The sequence below is a fragment of the Mycobacterium sp. MUNTM1 genome (assembly GCF_054660795.1).
In genome coordinates this window covers 1-18,747 of record NZ_BAAGDE010000007.1, presented here as the reverse complement: position 1 = coordinate 18,747, position 18,747 = coordinate 1, and the positions used below count along the sequence as shown (strand labels likewise).

Genomic DNA, 18,747 nt, shown 5'->3' with positions numbered 1-18,747 from the left:
CGGTTCTAGTCCGCGGGACTCAGCCGGACCGCCCCCAGATGCAGGCGATCGACCGCCTCGGCGAACTCATCGCGTGTCGGGATGTGCTGGTCGCGAAACTTCAGCCCGATCATGCGTTGTGCGCGCTGAACTCCGTACGACTCCGCGCAACGCGACAACAAATCCGAAACGACGCCCCGGTCGCGGATCAGTTCACCGCGCATCGCCGTCGTCTTACCGTCATAGACGACTTGGACGGGGGCGGCGCCGCGGAAGTTCTGCTTCCATCCAGCGCTGGTCAGCGCGTACAGCCGGCCGTCAATCAGGTGGGCGCTCAACGGAATTGAATACGGCCGCCCGGTCTTGCGCCCGGTGAAGCTCAACACCATGAACTGATTGCGGGCGAGCCCGGCCAGCGGACTGCGCAGTAGCAATCCCATTGCCGGATTGACCAGACGCCGAGGGTGGACGCGGAGCCGTCGCCCCCGCCCTGGTATCCGGGCAGGTTCTGCACCTCGCCCGGCGCGTATTGGATGAGCTTGGCCGGGTCGACGTTGCCGGTCAGCCTGGAGAACAGCGCCGAGACCGTGGGCGGATCCGAGGGATTGGCGGGCTGACTCTGCACGATGCCGCCGTAGGAAGTGCCCGAGTTCTGGTTGAGCTGCCAGCCCGCGGGTACCGGCAGGTCGACAGTGGGGCCCGGATCGCCGTGGCGCACCGGCGTTTCGGAGATGTTGTTGTCCTTCACGTAGTCCGCGATGGTGTATTTGACTTTGGCCGCCGGCGGCGCGCTGGTTTGCGACGACGTTGCCGAGGCCGTCGACGTCGTCGTCGAAGTGGACGTCGGCGTTTTTTCACCCGATTTGTGGTCGTGGCCGCAACCGACGAGCGCTAAAGTCAACGCCACAGAAATGGTTGCTAGCGTCAAATGTTTCATCGATCGGATCTCTCCGAAAATTGTGCCGTTACCAGCTCCGTCCGTGCTGGGCACGACAGTAAGCGAAATGGCTCGTCGCTTTGCCAGTATCTTTCGGACGGTTTGCCGTGGTCGCCGCCGGCCGCCAATCGTTATCCAATTCGTCGGCCAAAACGCCACACCAATACGCCGTTATGCAGTCGTTTTCCAGTATTAGACAGGTATGCGGTCGCGGCGGGCCCTCATTGCGGTCATCGCGGCGTCGGCCGTGTTCGTGGTCTTCATCGCGGCGGCCCCGCCGAGGGGATACGACGGCCCGCCGGTGTTCGTGGCCAATCCCGTCGACCACGTCGTGACCCTGATCGGCACCGGGACGGGCGGTGAGACGGTGGGGGAGATCAACAACTTCCCGGGCGCCACCGTACCGTTCGGCATGGTGCAGTACTCGCCGGACACCGCCGGCAACTACGCCGGCTACAACTACGACAACCCGCGCGCAACCGGGTTCAGCATGACCCACGCGTCGGTGGGATGCGCTGCCTTCGGCGACATTTCGATGCTGCCGGTCACCGGCGAAATCGGCCCGCAACCCTGGAACGCCTCCGAGCGGATCGCCCACGACGACACCGAGCAGGGCGTGCCCGGCTACTACACGGTGCGCTTCCCCGGCACCGGGGTGAAGGCGGAACTCACCGCTACCGCGCACACGGGCGTCGGGCGTTTCAGCTACCCCGGCAACGGACGGCCCGCGCTGTTCCAGGTGCGCTCGGGCTCGTCGCTGGCGGGCAACTCCCGCGCGACCATCCAGATCGGCGAGGACAACACCACCATTACCGGGTGGGCTACCAGCGGCGGATTCTGCGACAGGCCGAACGCCTACACCGTGTACTTCGCGATGAAGTTCAGCCAGCCCTTCACCTCGTACGGATCCTGGGACGGCAGTGCGGTTTACGCCGGCGCCCGCAGCGCAAACGCGCCGTATAGCGGAGGGTATGTAGAGTTCCCGCCCGGCTCGACGCTGCAGGTGCGCACCGCGATCTCCTACGTGGGCATCGAGGGTGCGCGCGCAAACCTGGCGGCCGAGGACGCGGCGGGCTTCGACGACGTTCGCGGGGCCGCGTCGAGGGAGTGGAACGTCGCGCTGTCGCGCGTGTCGGTCGCCGGCCGCGACGTCGACGATCTGACCACGTTCTATACCTCCCTGTATCGATCGCTGTTGCACCCCAACATGTTCAACGACACCGACGGGCGCTACGTCGGGTTCGACGGCTCCATCCACACGGTGGCCGCCGGCCACACGCAATATGCCAATTTTTCCGACTGGGACACCTACCGATGCCTGGCCGCGCTGCAGGCACTGCTGTTCCCGGAGCGGGCGAGCGACATGGCCCAATCGCTGGTGAACGACGCCGAGCAGAGCGGCGCGCTGCCCCGGTGGGCGTTCGCCAACGCCGCCACCGGTGAGATGAGCGGCGACAGCGTGGTGCCGCTGATCGTGAACCTGAACACCTTCGGCGCCAACGACTTCGACGCCAAAACGGCGTTGCTCTACATGGTGGACGGGGCGACCCAAGGCGGTGTGGGCCTGAACGGCTACGTGGAGCGCCGCGGCATCGCCACCTATCAGCGGCTCGGCTATGCGCCGTTCACGCTGGAGTTCGGCCGCAACGGCTGGATCGCCGACGCGTCGATCACCCTCGAGTGGTCGCTGGACGACTTCGCCATTTCCCGATTCGCCGACTCGCTGGGCGATGCCGCGACCGCCGCCGAATTCGCGAGCCGGGCGCAGTACTGGCAGAACCTGTTCAACCCGACCACCCGATACATCCTGCCGCGCAGCTGGACCGGCTACTTCCGCCGCGGCCCCGGGTTTGTGGTGGTCCCGGAAGACTTCGGCCAGGTGGGGTACGACGAGGGCAACGCCGAACAGTACGTCTGGTCGGTGCCGCACAATGTCGCCGGCCTGGTGACCGCGCTCGGCGGCCGCGCCGCGGTGGCCGATCGGCTCGACCGCTTCACCGAGAAGCTCAACGTCGGACCCAACCAGCCGTACCTGTGGGCCGGCAACGAACCGAGTGTCGGTGTGCCGTGGCTGTACAACTACATCGGCCAACCGTGGAAGACGCAGCGCACCGTCGACCGGGTGCGGGGGCTCTTCGCTGCGACCGCCGACGGTGAGCCGGGCAACGACGACCTGGGAGCGCTGGCCAGCTGGTACGTGTGGGCGGCGCTGGGGCTGTACCCGGCCACCCCTGGAACGCCCATCCTCACCGTGGGTGCGCCGCTGTTCGACCGCATCGAAATCGCGCTGCCCGCAAACAAATCCATCCGTATCGCCGCCCCGGGCGCCTCCGGACCGCACCACCTCAAGTAAATCAGCGGCCTGAAGGTCGACGGCCAGGCCACCGACCGCACCTGGCTGCCCGAGTCGATCATCCGCACCGGCGGTACGCTGGCCTTCTCGCTGGCCGCCTATCCCGACAAGCAGTGGGGCACAGCCGAAGCGGATGCGCCGCCGTCGTTTGGGACGGGCAGTTCGGCGGTGGCCGTCAACGTCGATCAGCCCGTCGTCACGATCGCGCCCGGGCACTCGGGCAGCGTCACCCTCGATGCGCAACGCATGACCGACGGCCCCGACGGCTACGCCGTCACGGGCACCTCGTCGGATGGCGGGATCGGCGTGCAGCCGGCGTCGGGCCGATTCGCCGCCGACGGATCGGCCGCCGTCACCGTCCCGATCACCGTCGCGCAGTCGGTGCCCGAGGACTATTACCTGGTGTCCTTGACCACCACGGTCGGCCACACCGTGCGCACCTCAACGGTTCTCGTGGTCGCACAGGCCGAATCCGACAATTAGGCCCTCAGACCATCTCGTTGGTGGTCAGCCAGCGCATCACCGGCCACCCGACGAACACCGGTAGCCAGCAAGTCAGCATCCGGTACAGCAGGACCGACGGCACGCCGACGGCCGCCGGCACGCCGAACGCGGCCAGGCCACCGATCAGCGCCGCCTCGACCGCCCCGACACCGCCGGGTGTGGGCGCCGCGGACGCCAGCGTCCCGCCGACCATGGTGACCACCGTGACGGCCACGAAAGTCGTTCCGCCGCCGAAGGCTTCGATGCTGGCCCACAACGCCAGCGCCGCGCCAAGGGTGGTGCCCGCGCAACCCAGCAGGATCAGGGCCAGGCGCCGCGGTTCGCGGGCCAGCTTCACCAGATCGGTCACCACCTCGTTCAGCTTGGGCCGCACCTCGGTCGCCAGCCACTTGCGCAGCGTGGGCACGAACAGGAACGTGCCGATGATGCCCAGCGCGACGCCCGCGATCAGGTACAGCAGCGTCGCGCTCGGCACGAAATGCCGCAGGTTCATCGAGGCGCCGGCCGCGGCGGTGAACAAGACCAGCAGCGCCAGATGCGCGATCACCTGTACCGACTGCTGCAGCGCCACCGCCGCGGTCGCCCGCATCGCCGACAGGCCGCTCTTCTGCAAGAACCGGGTACTCAGCGCCAGCCCGCCGACGCCCGCCGGGGTGGTGGTCGCGGCAAAAGTGTTGGCCACCTGGGCGATTGACAGCGTCCAGAAGTTCACCATGCCGTCGGCACACGCCCACAGCGCGGCGGCCGCGCCGACGTAGGTCAGCGCCGACACCAGCAGGCCCAGCAGCGCCCACCACCAGTTCGCGGTCCTCAGCTGCGAGAAGAACGTCGGCGCCGTGCTGATGAAGGGGTATGCCACATAGACCAGCGCGCCGAAGAGCACCAGCTGGACGATCTGGCTGCGGGTGAACCTGGTGATGGTCTGCGGCTTGATCTGATCGGCACCGGTCTGACGCTTGACCTCGGCCCGGGCGCCGGAGATGACGGCGCCGGCGTCGGGTACCGACCGTCGAATACGGCGCGGCACAGCGACTTTCGTGAGCCGACGGGACGCGCTCAAGATGGTGTCCTTGCCGAACACGTCGATCGCCGCGCGCACCGCCGACTTCGGGTCGTAGAGCGAGGAGGTGGTCACCAGCAGCTGGGCGATGTCGGATTGAAGCTGAGCCTCGGTCGCCCCGTATTCGGCGCTGCCGAACCCGCCGAACATCACGGTGTCGTCCTCCACCGTGATGTGGTGGCTGCGCAGGTCACCGTGGGCGATCTGGCGGTCGTTGAGGACGCGCAGCGATTCCCACGGTCGCCCAACGGGAGTCGTCTCGGCGCATTCGGCGATGGGCGTGCCCTGAGGGGGCCGGTGCGAGTAGAGCATCCACCCGCGGTCCAGGGGGGCGACGGCGACGGTCGTCGTGTTGGACAGGCCCGCATCACCGATGGCGATCGCCATCAACGCCCGATACTCCACGGCCCGCCGCATGGAGGTCACCAGGGGCGCGGTCTCGGTGTCGCGCAGCCGCAGCTTTCCCCACAGCTGGCGCAGCGCGCCGCCGCTGCGCTGATGCGGGCCGTACAGCTCGATCAGCGCCGTCTCCCCCAGGTGTTCGCCGTCGGCCGACAGGATCAGCGGGCCGCGGCCGGCCGGGCGGACCACGGTGAGACGCGAGACGGCGAAGCCGCCCTTGGCCAGGGCGCGCACCGCGGCATCCAGCGGCACCTCGAGTGCCGGAGTGCCGACCACCAGCACCACCAGTGCGCCGACGACCCATCCGACCGCCAGGCCGACCAACGACCGCGCCGGGACGATCGCGCTGATCACCAGATGAATGGGGACGAAGGCCAGCAGCAGCGCCCACCACCAGTGCCGCCAGCGCGCCGGCAGCCAGGGCCCCGACACCGTCAGCACCGCCGCCAGCATCCCGATCCACCGGGGGTCGTCGAGCAATTGCGCCGGCAGCGTGGTCAGCCGGTCGAGGGCGTCGAAGTGCCACCGCGGCGCGGCGAGCCCGGTGCCGCTGATCGACAACAAGACGATCGCACTCAACCCCGCGGCGGCATAGGCGCCCAGCAGTTTCCACTGTCCGGCGACGATCAGGCCGATGAGGATCATGAACGGCAATGCCACGATGGCCAATCCGTAGATCAGGTACACCACATCGGATTGCGTCGGCGACAAGACGCCGACGATCTGCGAAACGGATTTTTCCAGCGCGATCCATTGCGGGCGGGTGATCACCGAACCCGTGATCACCACCGCCAGGAACAGCAAGGCCAGCACCAGCCGCAGGATGTCGTTGGTCCGCCGGGTCAACGGATGCAGCAAGTTGCCGGAGACGACGATGTCGCGCCCGTCAACTCGCATGTGCATCCTTCGGATTCGCGCTGACGCCGTGCTTTCGGCCTGCTAACCGGCCCGCCGACAAGTTAACTCAATACCCGGTCCGTTGACAGCTCCCACTCATCCGGCGCGCGTAGGGTCGGGTACATAGGCGTGCTAGCGAATTGGGGAGGCACCGGCGTGGCCAGGACCGACAACGACAGCTGGGAGATCACCGAGAGCGTGGGGGCGACGGCGCTCGGTGTGGCGGCGGCCCGGGCCGCGGCAACCGAAAGCGAGAACCCGCTGATCAGCGACCCGTTCGCCCGGGTGTTCCTGCGGGCCGCCGGGGAAGGCATGTGGGACTGGTTCGCGGCCCCCAACCTGCCCGCCCAGGTCGCCGAGATCGATCCCGACCTCAAGCCGCGGATGCAGGGCATGGTCGACTACATGGCCGCGCGGACGGCCTTCTTCGACCAGTTCTTCCTCGACGCGACCGGCTCGGGCGTGCGGCAGGTGGTGATCCTGGCGGCGGGGCTGGACTCGCGGGCGTGGCGGCTGCCCTGGCCGGACGGCACCACGGTGTACGAGCTGGATCAGCCCCGGGTGCTGGACTTCAAGGCGTCGACGCTGCGCGACCAGGGTGCCCAGCCGACCTGCGAGCTGGTGAGCGTTCCCGTCGACCTGCGTCACGACTGGCCGTCCGCTTTGCAGCGGGCCGGATTTGACGCCGCGGCGCCCAGCGTGTGGTCGGCCGAGGGGCTGTTGCCGTTTCTGCCGGCGGCCGCCCAGGAACTGTTGTTCGAGCGGGTACAGGCGCTCGGCGCGCAGGGCAGCCGGATCGCCGTGGAGGCGCCCGGACCCGACTTCCTCGACGAGGGCGCCCGCGACCGGCAGCGCCAGACCATGCAGCGGGTGCGCGACCTGATGGCCGAACTGGAGCCCGACCGCGACATTCCCGACGTGCAAGACCTCTGGTACTTCGAGGAACGCGAAGACGTCGGGGACTGGCTGGGCCGGCACGGCTGGGACGTCACGGTCACCCCGGCGCCGGACCTGATGGCCGGCTACGACCGCAGACCACCACAAGACATCGACGATGCCACGCCGCAGACGCTGTTCGTGGCGGCGCAGCGGAAGGGAAGGCACTGAGGATGGCGAGGACCGACAACGACAGCTGGGCGATCACCGAAAGCGTGGGGGCGACCGCGCTGGGAGTCGCTTCGGCCCGTGCGGCGGAGACCCGCAACGAAAACCCGTTGATCACAGACCCGTTCGCGCAGGTGTTCCTGGACGCCGCGGGCGACGGCGTGTGGAACTGGCACTCCGCGGGCGAGCTACCGGACGAGGTCGTCGAGGCCGAACCGACGTTGCCGCTGCAGATGCAGTCGATGCTCGGCTACATGGCTTCGCGCACAGCGTTTTTCGACAAGTTCTTCCTGGACGCCGTCGGCGCGGGCATCCGGCAGGCGGTCATCCTGGCGGCCGGGCTGGACGCGCGGTCCTGGCGGCTGCCCTGGCCGGCGGGCATCACGGTCTACGAGCTCGACCAGACCCGGGTGCTGGATTTCAAGGCCGCCACGTTGGCCGAGCACGGGGCGCAGCCCGCCTGCAACCGGGTCGCTGTGCCGGTGGACCTGCGCCAGGATTGGCCGGCCGCGTTGCGGCAGGCGGGATTTGACGCCTCCGAGCCCAGCGTCTGGTCGGCCGAGGGGTTGATGCCGTATCTGCCCGCCGCCGCCCAGGACCTGCTGTTCGATCGCATTCAGGGGCTGACCGTTCCCGGCAGCCGGGTCGCCGTGGAGGCGCTGGGTCCGACGTTCCTCGACCCGAAGTTCCGCGCCAAGCGCCGTGAGCGGATGGACCGGATCCGCGGGCTGATGGCCGGCGTGGACCCGGACCGTCAGGTGCCCCGGACCGACGAGCTCTGGTATTTCGAGGAGCGCGAGGACGTCGGCGAGTGGTTCGGCCGGCACGGCTGGGACGTGACGGTGACGCCTGCCGACGAGCTGATGGCCGGGTACGGGCGCGCGGCGCCCGAGGAGGTCCGCGACTACGTGCCCGGGAATCTGTTTGTGGCGGCGCACCGCTCGGCGAATTAGCCGCCCCGCAAAGACTCGGAAAGATTCGCGACACGCCGGTGGTCTGACCACCTGACTGGCGGTCGGCCAGCCACACTGGCCGCATGGCGCTGCAGCCGGTAATTCGCCGATCGGTGCCTGAAGCGGTTTTCGACCAGATCGCGACCGATGTGCTCAGCGGCGAGATGCAGCCGGGTTCGCCGCTGCCCAGCGAGCGCAGGCTGGCGGAGGTATTCGGGGTGTCTCGCCCCGCCGTCCGCGAGGCGCTCAAGCGGCTCTCGGCCGCCAGCCTGGTCGAGGTGCGCCAGGGCGGCGTCACGACCGTCCGGGATTTCCGCCGGCACGCCGGCCTTGATCTGCTGCCCCAGTTGTTGTTTCGCCAGGGCGAACTCGACGCGAGCGTGTTCCGCAGCATCCTCGAGACCAGGCTGCGCATCGGCCCGAAGGTCGCGGAGTTGGCGGCCGAGCAACACGGCCCCGAACTGGCTGCGCTGCTTGAAGATTCGCTGCGCCGAATGGAGGGCGCGGAGAGCCCGGCCGAGTGGCATCGTGACACCCTCGGGTTCTGGGACCACATGGTCGACAGTTCCGGCTCGATCGTATTCCGGTTGATGTACAACCCTTTCCGCGCGGCGTACGAGCGGGCGCTGATCGCCCTGGCCACCGCGATGGACGCCGAGGCCAACCGCACGGACGCGTACCGGAAACTGGCCGAGGTCATCTGCGCCGGAGATGCGGCCGAAGCGGGCACAGCCGCCCGGGGCGTCCTCGAACTCGCCAACTCCACGATGATCGCCGCGCTCGAACGGCGGGAGGCGCGGCGATGAGCACCCAGACCGTGATCGCCACGTATCTTCGCGGGCAGGTTCAGCCCGGAATCGACGCGGTCGGCGGCTTTTTCCGGACCTGCGTGCTGACCGGCAAGGCGTTGTTCCGGCGGCCCTTTCAGTGGCGGGAGACGATCGAGCAGGGCTGGTTCATCACCAGCGTCTCGCTGCTGCCCACCCTGGCCGTCGCGATTCCGCTCACCGTGCTGATCATCTTCACGCTCAACATCCTGCTGGCGGAGTTCGGTGCCGCCGACATCTCCGGCGCCGGCGCGGCTTTGGGCGCGGTGACGCAGCTGGGCCCGCTGACCACCGTGCTGGTGATCGCCGGTGCCGGATCCACGGCGATCTGTGCCGACCTGGGCGCGCGCACCATCCGCGAGGAGATCGACGCGCTGGAGGTGCTCGGCATCGATCCGATCCACCGGCTGGTGGTCCCCCGCGTCGTCGCCGCGACCATCGTCGCCACCCTGCTCAACGGCGCGGTGATCACCATCGGCCTGGTCGGCGGGTTCGTGTTCGGTGTTTTCATCCAACACATTTCGGCGGGCGCCTACGTCGGCACCCTCACCCTGATCACCGGCCTGCCCGAGGTGGTCATCTCGGTGGTCAAGTCGGCCATCTTCGGAACGATCGCCGGGCTGGTCGGATGCTATCGCGGCCTGACGACGAAGGGCGGCCCCAAGGGCGTCGGCACCGCCGTCAACGAGACGCTGGTGCTGTGCGTGATCGCGCTGTTCGCCGTCAACGTGGTGCTGACCACGATCGGCGTGCGGTTCGGGACGGGCCGCTGATATGGCGACCGGTGCAGTACTGCGCGCCCGCTATCCCCGAACGGCCGCCAGCCTCAGCCGCTATGGCGGCGGAACGTCCCGAAGACTCTGGCAGATCGGCATTTTCGCGCGGTTCGCCCGGATCAGCGTCGGCCAGATCGGGTGGGCGCTGCGCCATTACCGGCGGGAGACGTTGCGGCTCGTCGCCGAGATCGGCATGGGCACCGGCGCGATGGCCGTCGTCGGCGGCACGGTCGCGATCATCGGGTTCGTGACGTTGTCCGGCGGATCGCTGATCGCGATCCAGGGCTTCGCGTCGCTCGGCAACATCGGCGTCGAAGCGTTCACCGGATTCTTTGCCGCACTGGCCAACACACGCATCGCCGCGCCGATCGTCGCCGGGGTCACGCTGGCCGCCACGGTCGGCGCCGGCGCGACCGCCCAGCTGGGCGCCATGCGGATCAGCGAGGAGATCGACGCGCTGGAAGTCATGGGCATCAAATCGATTTCGTTTCTGGTCTCCACCCGGATCCTGGGCGGCCTCGGGGTGATCGTGCCGCTGTACGCGCTGGCCCTCGACATGGCTTTCACGTCGGGCCAGGTCGTCACGACGGTGTTCTACGGGCAGTCGAACGGCACCTACGAGCACTACTTCCGCACCTTTCTGCGGCCGGAGGACGTCGGCTGGTCGGTTCTGGAGGTCGTCATCATCGCGGTGGTGGTGATGATCACCCACTGCTACTACGGCTATACCGCCAGCGGCGGCCCCGTCGGCGTGGGCCAGGCGGTCGGTCGATCGATGCGATTCTCACTGGTCTCGGTGGTGGTCGTGGTCCTGCTCGCCCAGTTGGCGCTCTACGGCGTCGACCCGAACTTCAACCTGACGGTGTAACGGCCATGGCGACGCCGGTGCCGCGGACGGGGCGACGCGCGTGGGTGTACGTCGAGGGCGTCATCCTGCTGTTGGTCTGCGGCCTGGTTCTGACGTTGGTGTACCTGCAGTTTCGCGGGGACTTCACGCCCAAGACCGAGCTGACGATGGTCGCCACCCGGGCCGGCCTGGTGATGGAGCCGGGATCCAAGGTCACCTACAACGGGGTCGAGATCGGCCGGGTGGCCGGCATCTCGGAGATAGAGCGGGACGGTGCCCCGGCCGCCAAGCTGCTGTTGGATGTGGATCCGCGCTACATCAGTCTGATTCCGGCGAACGTGGTGGCCAACATCGAGGCGGCAACCCTGTTCGGCAACAAGTACGTGTCGTTGGTCGCTCCGGAAAACGCGTCGCGGCAGCGGATCTCGCCACGCGACGTGATCGATGCGCGGTCGGTGACCACTGAATTCAACACATTGTTCGAGACGGTCACCTCGATAGCCGAGAAAGTGAATCCGATCGAGCTCAACGCGACGCTGTCCGCGCTGGCGCAGGCTCTGGACGGGCTGGGCGGCAAGTTCGGCGAGTCCATCATCAACGGCAATGAGATTCTGGCGCAGTTGAATCCGCGAATGCCGCAGATTCGCTACGACGTGCGCCGCCTGACGGATCTGGCCCGGGTATACACCAAGGCCTCGCCCGACCTGTGGGAGTTCCTGCGCAACGCGGTGACCACCGCGCGGACCCTGACCCGCCAACAGGGCGACCTGGACGCCGCGCTGTTGGCGGCGGTGGGCGTGGGCCACAACGGCGAAGACATCTTCGCCAACGGCGGGCCGTACCTCGCGCGGGGGGCCGCGGACCTGGTGCCCACCGCCGATCTGCTCGACACCTACAGCCCCGAACTGTTCTGCATGATCCGCAATTTCCACGACGCCGCCCCGGAGGTCGCGAAAGCCGCTGGCGGCAACGGCTATTCGTTGGCGGCGGCCGGATCGATCATCGGTGCGCCCAATCCCTATGTCTATCCGGACAATCTGCCGCGGGTGAACGCGCACGGCGGCCCCGGCGGCCGGCCGGGCTGCTGGCAGAAGATCACCCGGGACCTGTGGCCGGCGCCGTATCTGGTGATGGACACCGGCGCCAGCCTGGCGCCCTACAACCACCTCGAAATCGGTCAGCCGCTGGCCACCGAATTCGTCTGGGGCCGCCAGTACGGGGAGAACACGATCAACCCATGAAAATCACCGGTACCGCAGTCAAACTCGGCGTCTTCTGGTCCGTGCTGGCGTTGTTCACCGTGATGATCATCGTCGTGTTCGGCCAGGTGCGATTCGACCGCACCACCGGGTACTCCGCGGTGTTCACCGACGCGAGCGGGCTGCGGGCCGGGCAGTTCGTGCGCGCGTCCGGCGTCGAGGTGGGCAAGGTTTCCAAGGTGACGTTGACCGATGGCGACTCGCGGGTGTTGGTGGAGTTCAACGTGGACCGAACGCTGCCGCTGGATCAGGCGACGACCGCGTCGATCCGCTACCTCAACCTGATCGGTGACCGCTACCTGGAGCTCAAGCACGGTGCGAGTGGGCGACCGCTGCCCCCGGGCGGCGAGATCCCCCTCGAGCGCACCCAGCCGGCGCTGGACCTCGACGCGCTGATCGGCGGGTTCCGGCCGCTGTTCAAGGCTTTGGACCCCAACAAGGTGAACAGCATCGCCCAGTCGATCATCACGGTGTTTCAGGGGCAGGGCGCCACCATCAACGACATCCTCGACCAGACCGCGGCACTGACCGCGGCGCTGGCCGACCGCGACAAGGCGATCGGCGAGGTGATCAACAACCTGAACACCGTGCTGGCCACCACCGTCAAGCACGAGAAGGAGTTCGACCGGACGGTCGACAAGCTGGAGCTGCTGATCACCGGCTTGAAGAACCGGGCCGATCCGCTGGCCGCGGCGGCGGCGCACATCAGCGACGCGGCCGGAACCGTGGCAAGTCTGCTGAGCGAGGACCGGTCACCGCTGCACGGCACGCTCGGACACCTCGAGGGCATCCAGCAATCACTGATCAACGACCTGCCGACCCTGGACAACGTGCTGGAGAAACTGCCGGGCGCCTTCCGCGTCATCGGCCGCGCCGGCGGCATCTACGGCGACTTCTACAACTTCTACCTGTGTGACATCTCGATCAAAGTCAACGGATTGCAGCCCGGCGGTCCGGTGCGCACGATCAAGCTCTTCGGACAGCCGACCGGGAGGTGCACCCCGCAATGAGAACGCTGACGGAGTTCAACCGCACCCGCGTCGGCCTGATGGGCACGCTGGTGACGTTGCTCGTTGTCGGTGTGGGGCAGAGCTTCACCAGCGTGCCGATGCTGTTCGCCACGCCGACCTACTACGCGCAGTTCTCCGACACCGGGGGCATCAACGTCGGCGACAAGGTGGAAATCGCCGGGGTGAACGTGGGATTGGTGAACTCGTTGGTGATCCGCGGCGACCGGGTCCTGGTCGGCTTCTCGATGCCCGGCAAGACGGTCGGGACGCAGAGCCGCGCCGCGATCCGCACCGATACCTTCCTCGGCCGCAAGAACATGGCGATCCAGCCGCGCGGCTCGGATCCCTTGCAGCCCAACGGGATGATTCCCTCCGCTCAGACCACGACGCCCTACCAGATCTACGACGCGTTCGTCGATGTCACGAAGGCGGCGACGGACTGGAACATCGACGTCGTCAAGCGGTCGCTGAACGTGTTGTCGGAGACGTTCGATCAGACCGCGCCGCACTTGAAGGCCGCCCTCGACGGCGTGGCCAAATTCTCCGGCACCATCGGCCATCGCGACGATCAGATCAAGCAACTGCTGGCCAACGCCGACAAGATCACCCGGGTGCTCGGCGACCGAAGCCCGCAGGTCGACGGCCTCCTGGTCAACGCCAACACCCTGCTCGCCGCGTTCCGACAGCGCAGCCAGGCGCTGAGCATTCTGCTGAGCAACGTGTCGGCGGTGTCGACGCAGGTGTCCGGGTTCATCAAGGAGAACCCCAACGCGCACCATGTGCTGCAGCAGCTGGGCACGGTCAGCGACGAGCTGGTCAAGCGCAAGAAGGAACTGTCCGATGTGCTCATGCTGGTCAGCAGGTACACCGCGTCCCTGACCGAAGCGGTGGCGTCCGGACCGTTCTTCAAGGCCATCGTCGCGAATCTGCTTCCCTACCAAGTCCTTCAGCCGTGGGTCGACGCGGCGTTCAAGAAGCGGGGCATCGACCCGGAGAACTTCTGGCGCAGCGCGGGGCTACCGGCGTTCCGCTGGCCCGACCCCAACGGCACCCGGTTGCCCAATGGCGCACCACCGCCGGGACCGCCGGTGCTGGAGGGCACCCCGGACCATCCGGGGCCGGCCGTCCCACCAGGATCGCCGTGTTCGTACACGTCGGCCGCCGACAGCCCGCCGCGCCCCGGAAATCCGTTGCCGTGCGCCCTTTCCGGCCAGGGCCCGTTCGGCCCGGTCCCCGGCGGGTTCCCGGCCCCGCTCGATGTCGAGGCGTCGCAGCCCAACCCGGACGGGCCGGCGCCGGGCCCTGGCATCCCGAGCGCGGGTCGCCCGGGTGAGGCGCCGCCGGACGTTCCCGGCACCCCGGTTCCGCTGCCGGCGCACGCGCCACCGGGGGCGCGTACCGAAAACCTGGGACCGGCGGGTCCGACCCAGCAGCGAGGGGGCAGCGACCGATGAGCACCATCTTCGACATCCGCAATCTGCGATTGCCCAAGGTGTCCGCCCGGGTGCTGGTGGTCGCGGGGCTGGCGGCGGTCTTCGTCCTCACCGCGGCGGCCGCCGGAGTTCAGCTCTACCGGAAACTCACCACGACGACGGTCGTCGCGTACTTCTCCGAGACCCTCGCCCTCTACCCGGGTGACCGGGTTCAGATCATGGGGGTGCGGGTCGGTTCGATCGACAAGATCGAGCCGGCCGGCGACAAGATGCGAGTCACGTTGCACTACAACAACAAATACCGGGTGCCCGCGAGGGCCACCGCATCGATCCTCAACCCCAGCCTGGTGGCCTCGCGCACCATCCAGTTGTCACCGCCGTACACCGGCGGCCCGGTGCTGCGCGACGGCGACGTCATCCCGATCGAGCGTACCCAGGTGCCCGTGGAGTGGGATCAGCTGCGCGACTCCATCAACGGCATTTTGCGGCAGCTGGGCCCGACACCCCGGCAGCCGGCGGGGCCGTTCGGCGACGTCATCGAATCGGCCGCCGACAACCTGGCCGGCAAGGGCAAGCAGGTCAACGACACCCTGAACAGCTTGTCGCAGGCGCTGACCGCGCTCAACGAGGGCCGCGGGGACTTCGTCGCCATCACCAAAAGCCTGGCCGAGTTCGTCACGGCGCTGTATCAGCACAAGCAACAGTTCGTCGCGCTCAACGACAACCTGGCCCAGTTCACCGACTGGTTCACCAAATCCGACCACCAGGTGGGAGACACCATCACCCACCTCGACGACGTCCTCGATTCCGCCCGAAAGTTCTTGAACGACAACGGGTCCGTCCTGACCCACGACGTCGACAACCTCGGCGACGTGACCACCACGATCCTGCAACCCGAGCCCCGAGATGGTCTGGAAACCGCCCTGCACGTGCTGCCCACCTTTGCCGGCAACTTCAACAACCTCTACCAGCCCGCACACAGCTCGCTGGTGGGCCTGTTCGTGTTTCCCAACTTCGCCAACCCCATTCACTTCCTGTGCAGCGCCATCCAGGCCGGCAGCCGCCTGGGCTATCAGGATTCGGCCGAACTGTGCGCGCAGTATCTGGCCCCGGTGCTCGACGCCATCAAATTCAACTACCCGCCGGCCAGCCTGAATCCGTTCAACTCCGCGGCCACCCTGCCCAAGGAGGTGGCGTACTCCGAAGAGCGGCTGCACCCGCCGCCCGGATACAAAGACACCACGGTCCCGGGGATCTTTTCGCGCGATACCCCGTTTTCGCATGGCAACCACGAGCCGGGGTGGGTGGTCGCGCCCGGGATGCAGGGCACGCAGGTCCAGCCGTTCACCGCCGACATGCTCACGCCCGACTCCCTGACCGAGCTGATGGGGGGCCAAGACGCCGCGCCACCGCCGCCGGGGACCAACTCCTCCGGACCGCCCAACGCCTATGATGAGTCGAATCCCGCGGCCCCGCCGTGGTTTTCGCCGCCCGCACGGCCGGGGCCGGGCCGGTGACGCGCCGGATGACCGGGGCGGCCCGCCGTGGGGTGGTGGTGTTGCTGGTCGCCGCGATGCTGACGTCCTGCAATTGGCGGGGCATCGCCGACGTGCCGCTGCCGGTCGGCCACGGCACCGGTGCCGACCACATGACGATCTACGTGCAGATGCCGGACACGCTGGCGCTGAACACCAACAGCCGGGTCAGGGTCGCCGACGTGTGGGTCGGCACGGTGCGGGCCATCACCCTGAAGAATTGGATCGCCACGCTGAGGCTGGATCTCGATCCCGGCGTGCGGCTCCCGGCGAATGCGACCGCGAAGATCGGCCAGACCAGCCTGCTGGGCACCCAGCACATCGAGCTGGCCGCGCCGAAAAACCCATCCGCGCAACGCTTGAAGAGCGGCGACACGATCCCCTTGAAGGATTCCTCGGCCTATCCGACCGTCGAGCGGACGCTGGCCAGCGTGGCGGTGATCCTCAATGGCGGCGGCATCGCGAACCTCGACGCGATTCAGACCGAGGTCGTCAGCATCCTCGATGGACACGCCGAGCAGATTCGCGAATTCCTCGGCCGGCTGGACACTTTCATCACCGAATTGAGCCGGCAACGCGATGACCTCACCCGTGCGATCGATTCGAGCAATGAACTCCTGACCATCTTCGCAAACCGCAGGGAAACGCTGGACCGGGTCCTGACCGACATCCCGCCCCTGATACAGCATTTCGCCGATACCCGCGAGTTGTTCGCCGACGCCACCGAATCCCTGGGTCGATTCAGCAGCGCCGCCAACCGGGCCCTGGTCGATACCCGGCCCAATCTCTACCGGAGCCTGCTGTCGCTGCAACGACCGTTGGGCCAACTCGTCCCGGCCTCCCCGTTCGTGGCCGGCGCGCTGAAACTGGGCCTCACCGCGCCGTTCAACATCGACGACGTCAACCAGGTGATCCGCGGTGACTACGTCAACGTGTCCGCCGCGCTCGACCTGACGCTGTCCACCATCGACAACACGATGCTCACCGGCACCGGCCTTTCGGGCGCGCTGCGCGCGCTCGAGCAGTCGTGGGGCCGGGACCCGAACACCATGATCCCGGATGTCCGCTACACGCCCAACCCGAACGACGCGCCCGGCGGGCCGCTGGTGGAAAGGGGTGAATGAAAGATGTTGCCCCGCATGATCAAAACACAGCTGGTGCTGCTGACGGCCGTGGCGGTGGCCGCGGTGGTGGTCCTTGGCTGGTACTACCTGCGGATACCGAGTCTGGTCGGCGTCGGTCGTTACACCCTCTACGCCGAGCTGCCGCAGTCCGGGGGGCTGTATCGAACGGCCAACGTCACCTATCGGGGAATCACCATCGGCAAGGTCACCGGGGTCGAACCGACCGAGCGCGGCGCCCGCGCAACGATGAGCATCGAGGACGGCTATCGGATACCGGCCGACGCGTCGGCCAACGTGCACTCGGTCTCCGCGGTGGGCGAGCAGTACCTCGACCTGGTGTCGACCGCCAACCGCGGTCCGTATCTGGCGGATGGCCAGACGATCAGCAAGAGCACGGTGCCCAGCCAGATCGGTCCCGCCCTGGATGCCGCCAACCGTGGCTTGGCGGTGCTGCCCAAAGACAAGGTCGCGTCGCTGCTCTACGAGGCGTCGCAGGCCGTGGGCGGGCTGGGGCCGTCGCTGCGGCGCCTGGTGGACGCCACCCAGGCGATTGCGCACGACTTCCAGGGCAGTATCGGGGATGTCGACGACATCGTCGAACGTGCGGCGCCCATCATCGACAGCCAGGCCGATTCCGCTGGCGCGATTGGGCGTTGGGCCGCCAACCTGAACACCCTGGCCGCGCAGACCGCGCAGCAGGATCGGTCGGTGCGCGGCATCCTGGCCAACGCGGCGCCGACCGCCGCACAGGTGAACGCCACCTTCGGTGGCGTGCGGGATTCGTTGCCGCAGACGCTGGCCAATCTCGAGGTCGTGATCGACATGCTCAAGCGCTATCACAACGGCGTCGAGCAGGCGTTGGTGTTCCTGCCGCAGTCGGGGGCGATCGCCCAGTCGGTGACCGCGCAATCGCCGGGCCAGGCCGCGCTCGGGGTCGGCGCCATCTCGCTCAACCAGCCACCGCCGTGCCTGACCGGTTTCCTGCCGGCGTCGCAGTGGCGCGCGCCCGCGGACACCAGCACCGCGCCGCTGCCGGCCGGCACCTACTGCAAGATCCCGATGGATGCGACGAATGTCGTTCGCGGAGCGCGTAATTACCCGTGCGTGGATGCGCCGGGCAAGCGGGCGGCGACCCCGCGGGAGTGCCGCAGCACCGAACCGTACGTGCCGGCGGGCACCAACCCCTGGTATGGCGACCCCGATCAGATACTGACCTGTCCCGCACCGAGCGCGCGTTGTGACCAGCCCGTGAAACCGGGCCTGGTGATCCCGGCGCCGTCGGTCGACAACGGCGTCAACCCGCTTCCCGCCGACCAGCTGCCGGGTACCCCACCGCCGATCAGCGATCCGCTGCAGCGGCCGGGATCGGGCACCGTGGTGTGCAACGGGCAGCAGCCGAACCCGTGCACGTACACCCCGAGCGCGCCGCCCGCGGCGCTGTACGACGTGCGCAGCGGCATGGTCGTGGGCCCCGACGGTGTGGTGTATTCGGTGGCGAACTCGGCCAACATCGGTGACCAGGGCTGGAAGAAGATGCTGGGGCCCGCGGGCTGACACGGCGGGCCGCGGTGCGTCGGCGGCCTCGATGTCCACGGCGCGGTAGCCGGCCGACAACGGGAACGAATTACTGGATGCCCCAATGTGTTTGAGCTTTCAGTTAGTTGGTTGTCGGTGGTGGTTGGGGTTGGAAGGGGGTGTACCACCACCAGTCGGCGCGTTCGCCGAGGGGCCCGGGGCAGGGCGCGAC

The 18,747-nt window shown here is 67.9% G+C and carries 14 protein-coding genes and 2 pseudogenes; 12 read left to right on the top strand and 4 right to left on the bottom strand.

Annotated elements, in window-relative coordinates:
• Positions 1–5: 5 nt before the first annotated feature.
• Both ACYQ8K_RS05765 and ACYQ8K_RS05760 read right to left on the bottom strand, forming a co-directional pair.
• Positions 6–476, bottom strand: a complete 471-nt coding sequence (locus tag ACYQ8K_RS05765) for a hypothetical protein (RefSeq protein ID WP_459967643.1) — start codon at positions 474–476, stop codon at positions 6–8.
• Positions 437–916: pseudogene (locus ACYQ8K_RS05760) on the bottom strand (LpqN/LpqT family lipoprotein); the annotation flags it as partial. The gene ACYQ8K_RS05765 and the pseudogene ACYQ8K_RS05760, both read right to left, overlap by 40 nt.
• A 202-nt stretch (positions 917–1,118) precedes the next feature.
• Here ACYQ8K_RS05760 and ACYQ8K_RS05755 point away from each other — a divergent pair.
• Positions 1,119–3,752, top strand: a pseudogene (locus ACYQ8K_RS05755) (GH92 family glycosyl hydrolase).
• 4 nt (positions 3,753–3,756) lie between these two features.
• Here ACYQ8K_RS05755 and ACYQ8K_RS05750 read toward each other — a convergent pair.
• Positions 3,757–6,132, bottom strand: coding sequence for a lysylphosphatidylglycerol synthase transmembrane domain-containing protein (locus tag ACYQ8K_RS05750; RefSeq protein WP_459967500.1), 2,376 nt, complete (start codon positions 6,130–6,132; stop codon positions 3,757–3,759).
• Positions 6,133–6,288: 156 nt separating this feature from the next.
• Between ACYQ8K_RS05750 and ACYQ8K_RS05745 the strand changes: the two genes are divergently transcribed.
• The 11 genes from ACYQ8K_RS05745 (at position 6,289) to ACYQ8K_RS05695 (ending at position 18,554) form a co-directional block, all read left to right on the top strand.
• The gene (locus ACYQ8K_RS05745; RefSeq protein WP_459967499.1) at positions 6,289–7,239 is read left to right on the top strand and encodes a class I SAM-dependent methyltransferase; all 951 of its coding nucleotides are present in this window, start codon (positions 6,289–6,291) and stop codon (positions 7,237–7,239) included.
• A gap of 2 nt (positions 7,240–7,241) precedes the next feature.
• A complete protein-coding gene (locus ACYQ8K_RS05740; RefSeq protein ID WP_459967498.1) occupies positions 7,242–8,189 on the top strand; it encodes a class I SAM-dependent methyltransferase in 948 nt (315 codons plus the stop codon).
• A gap of 83 nt (positions 8,190–8,272) precedes the next feature.
• Positions 8,273–8,995: a FadR/GntR family transcriptional regulator gene (locus ACYQ8K_RS05735; protein WP_459967497.1), complete on the top strand. Its 723-nt coding sequence runs from the start codon at positions 8,273–8,275 to the stop codon at positions 8,993–8,995.
• Positions 8,992–9,789, top strand: a complete 798-nt coding sequence (locus tag ACYQ8K_RS05730) for an MlaE family ABC transporter permease (RefSeq protein WP_459967496.1) — start codon at positions 8,992–8,994, stop codon at positions 9,787–9,789. The genes ACYQ8K_RS05735 and ACYQ8K_RS05730 overlap by 4 nt, the downstream gene beginning before the upstream one ends.
• Position 9,790: 1 nt before the next feature.
• Positions 9,791–10,660, top strand: a complete 870-nt coding sequence (locus ACYQ8K_RS05725; RefSeq protein ID WP_459967495.1) for an ABC transporter permease — start codon at positions 9,791–9,793, stop codon at positions 10,658–10,660.
• A 5-nt stretch (positions 10,661–10,665) separates the two neighbouring features.
• Complete coding sequence (locus tag ACYQ8K_RS05720) at positions 10,666–11,880, top strand: MCE family protein (RefSeq protein WP_459967493.1); 1,215 nt, start codon at positions 10,666–10,668, stop codon at positions 11,878–11,880.
• Complete coding sequence (locus ACYQ8K_RS05715) at positions 11,877–12,908, top strand: MCE family protein (protein WP_459967492.1); 1,032 nt, start codon at positions 11,877–11,879, stop codon at positions 12,906–12,908. The genes ACYQ8K_RS05720 and ACYQ8K_RS05715 overlap by 4 nt, the downstream gene beginning before the upstream one ends.
• The gene (locus ACYQ8K_RS05710; protein ID WP_459967490.1) at positions 12,905–14,362 is read left to right on the top strand and encodes a virulence factor Mce family protein; all 1,458 of its coding nucleotides are present in this window, start codon (positions 12,905–12,907) and stop codon (positions 14,360–14,362) included. The genes ACYQ8K_RS05715 and ACYQ8K_RS05710 overlap by 4 nt, the downstream gene beginning before the upstream one ends.
• Positions 14,359–15,858: a virulence factor Mce family protein gene (locus ACYQ8K_RS05705; protein ID WP_459967489.1), complete on the top strand. Its 1,500-nt coding sequence runs from the start codon at positions 14,359–14,361 to the stop codon at positions 15,856–15,858. The genes ACYQ8K_RS05710 and ACYQ8K_RS05705 overlap by 4 nt, the downstream gene beginning before the upstream one ends.
• 8 nt (positions 15,859–15,866) lie before the next feature.
• Positions 15,867–17,000, top strand: a complete 1,134-nt coding sequence (locus tag ACYQ8K_RS05700) for a virulence factor Mce family protein (RefSeq protein ID WP_459967642.1) — start codon at positions 15,867–15,869, stop codon at positions 16,998–17,000.
• 3 nt (positions 17,001–17,003) lie between these two features.
• Entirely contained in the window at positions 17,004–18,554 is a 1,551-nt protein-coding gene (locus ACYQ8K_RS05695) for an MCE family protein (protein ID WP_459967488.1), read from the top strand.
• A gap of 103 nt (positions 18,555–18,657) precedes the next feature.
• On the opposite strand, the gene ACYQ8K_RS05690 is transcribed toward ACYQ8K_RS05695, so the two are convergent.
• Positions 18,658–18,747: hypothetical protein (locus ACYQ8K_RS05690; RefSeq protein WP_459967641.1), on the bottom strand; the 90-nt coding region annotated here is incomplete at its 5' end.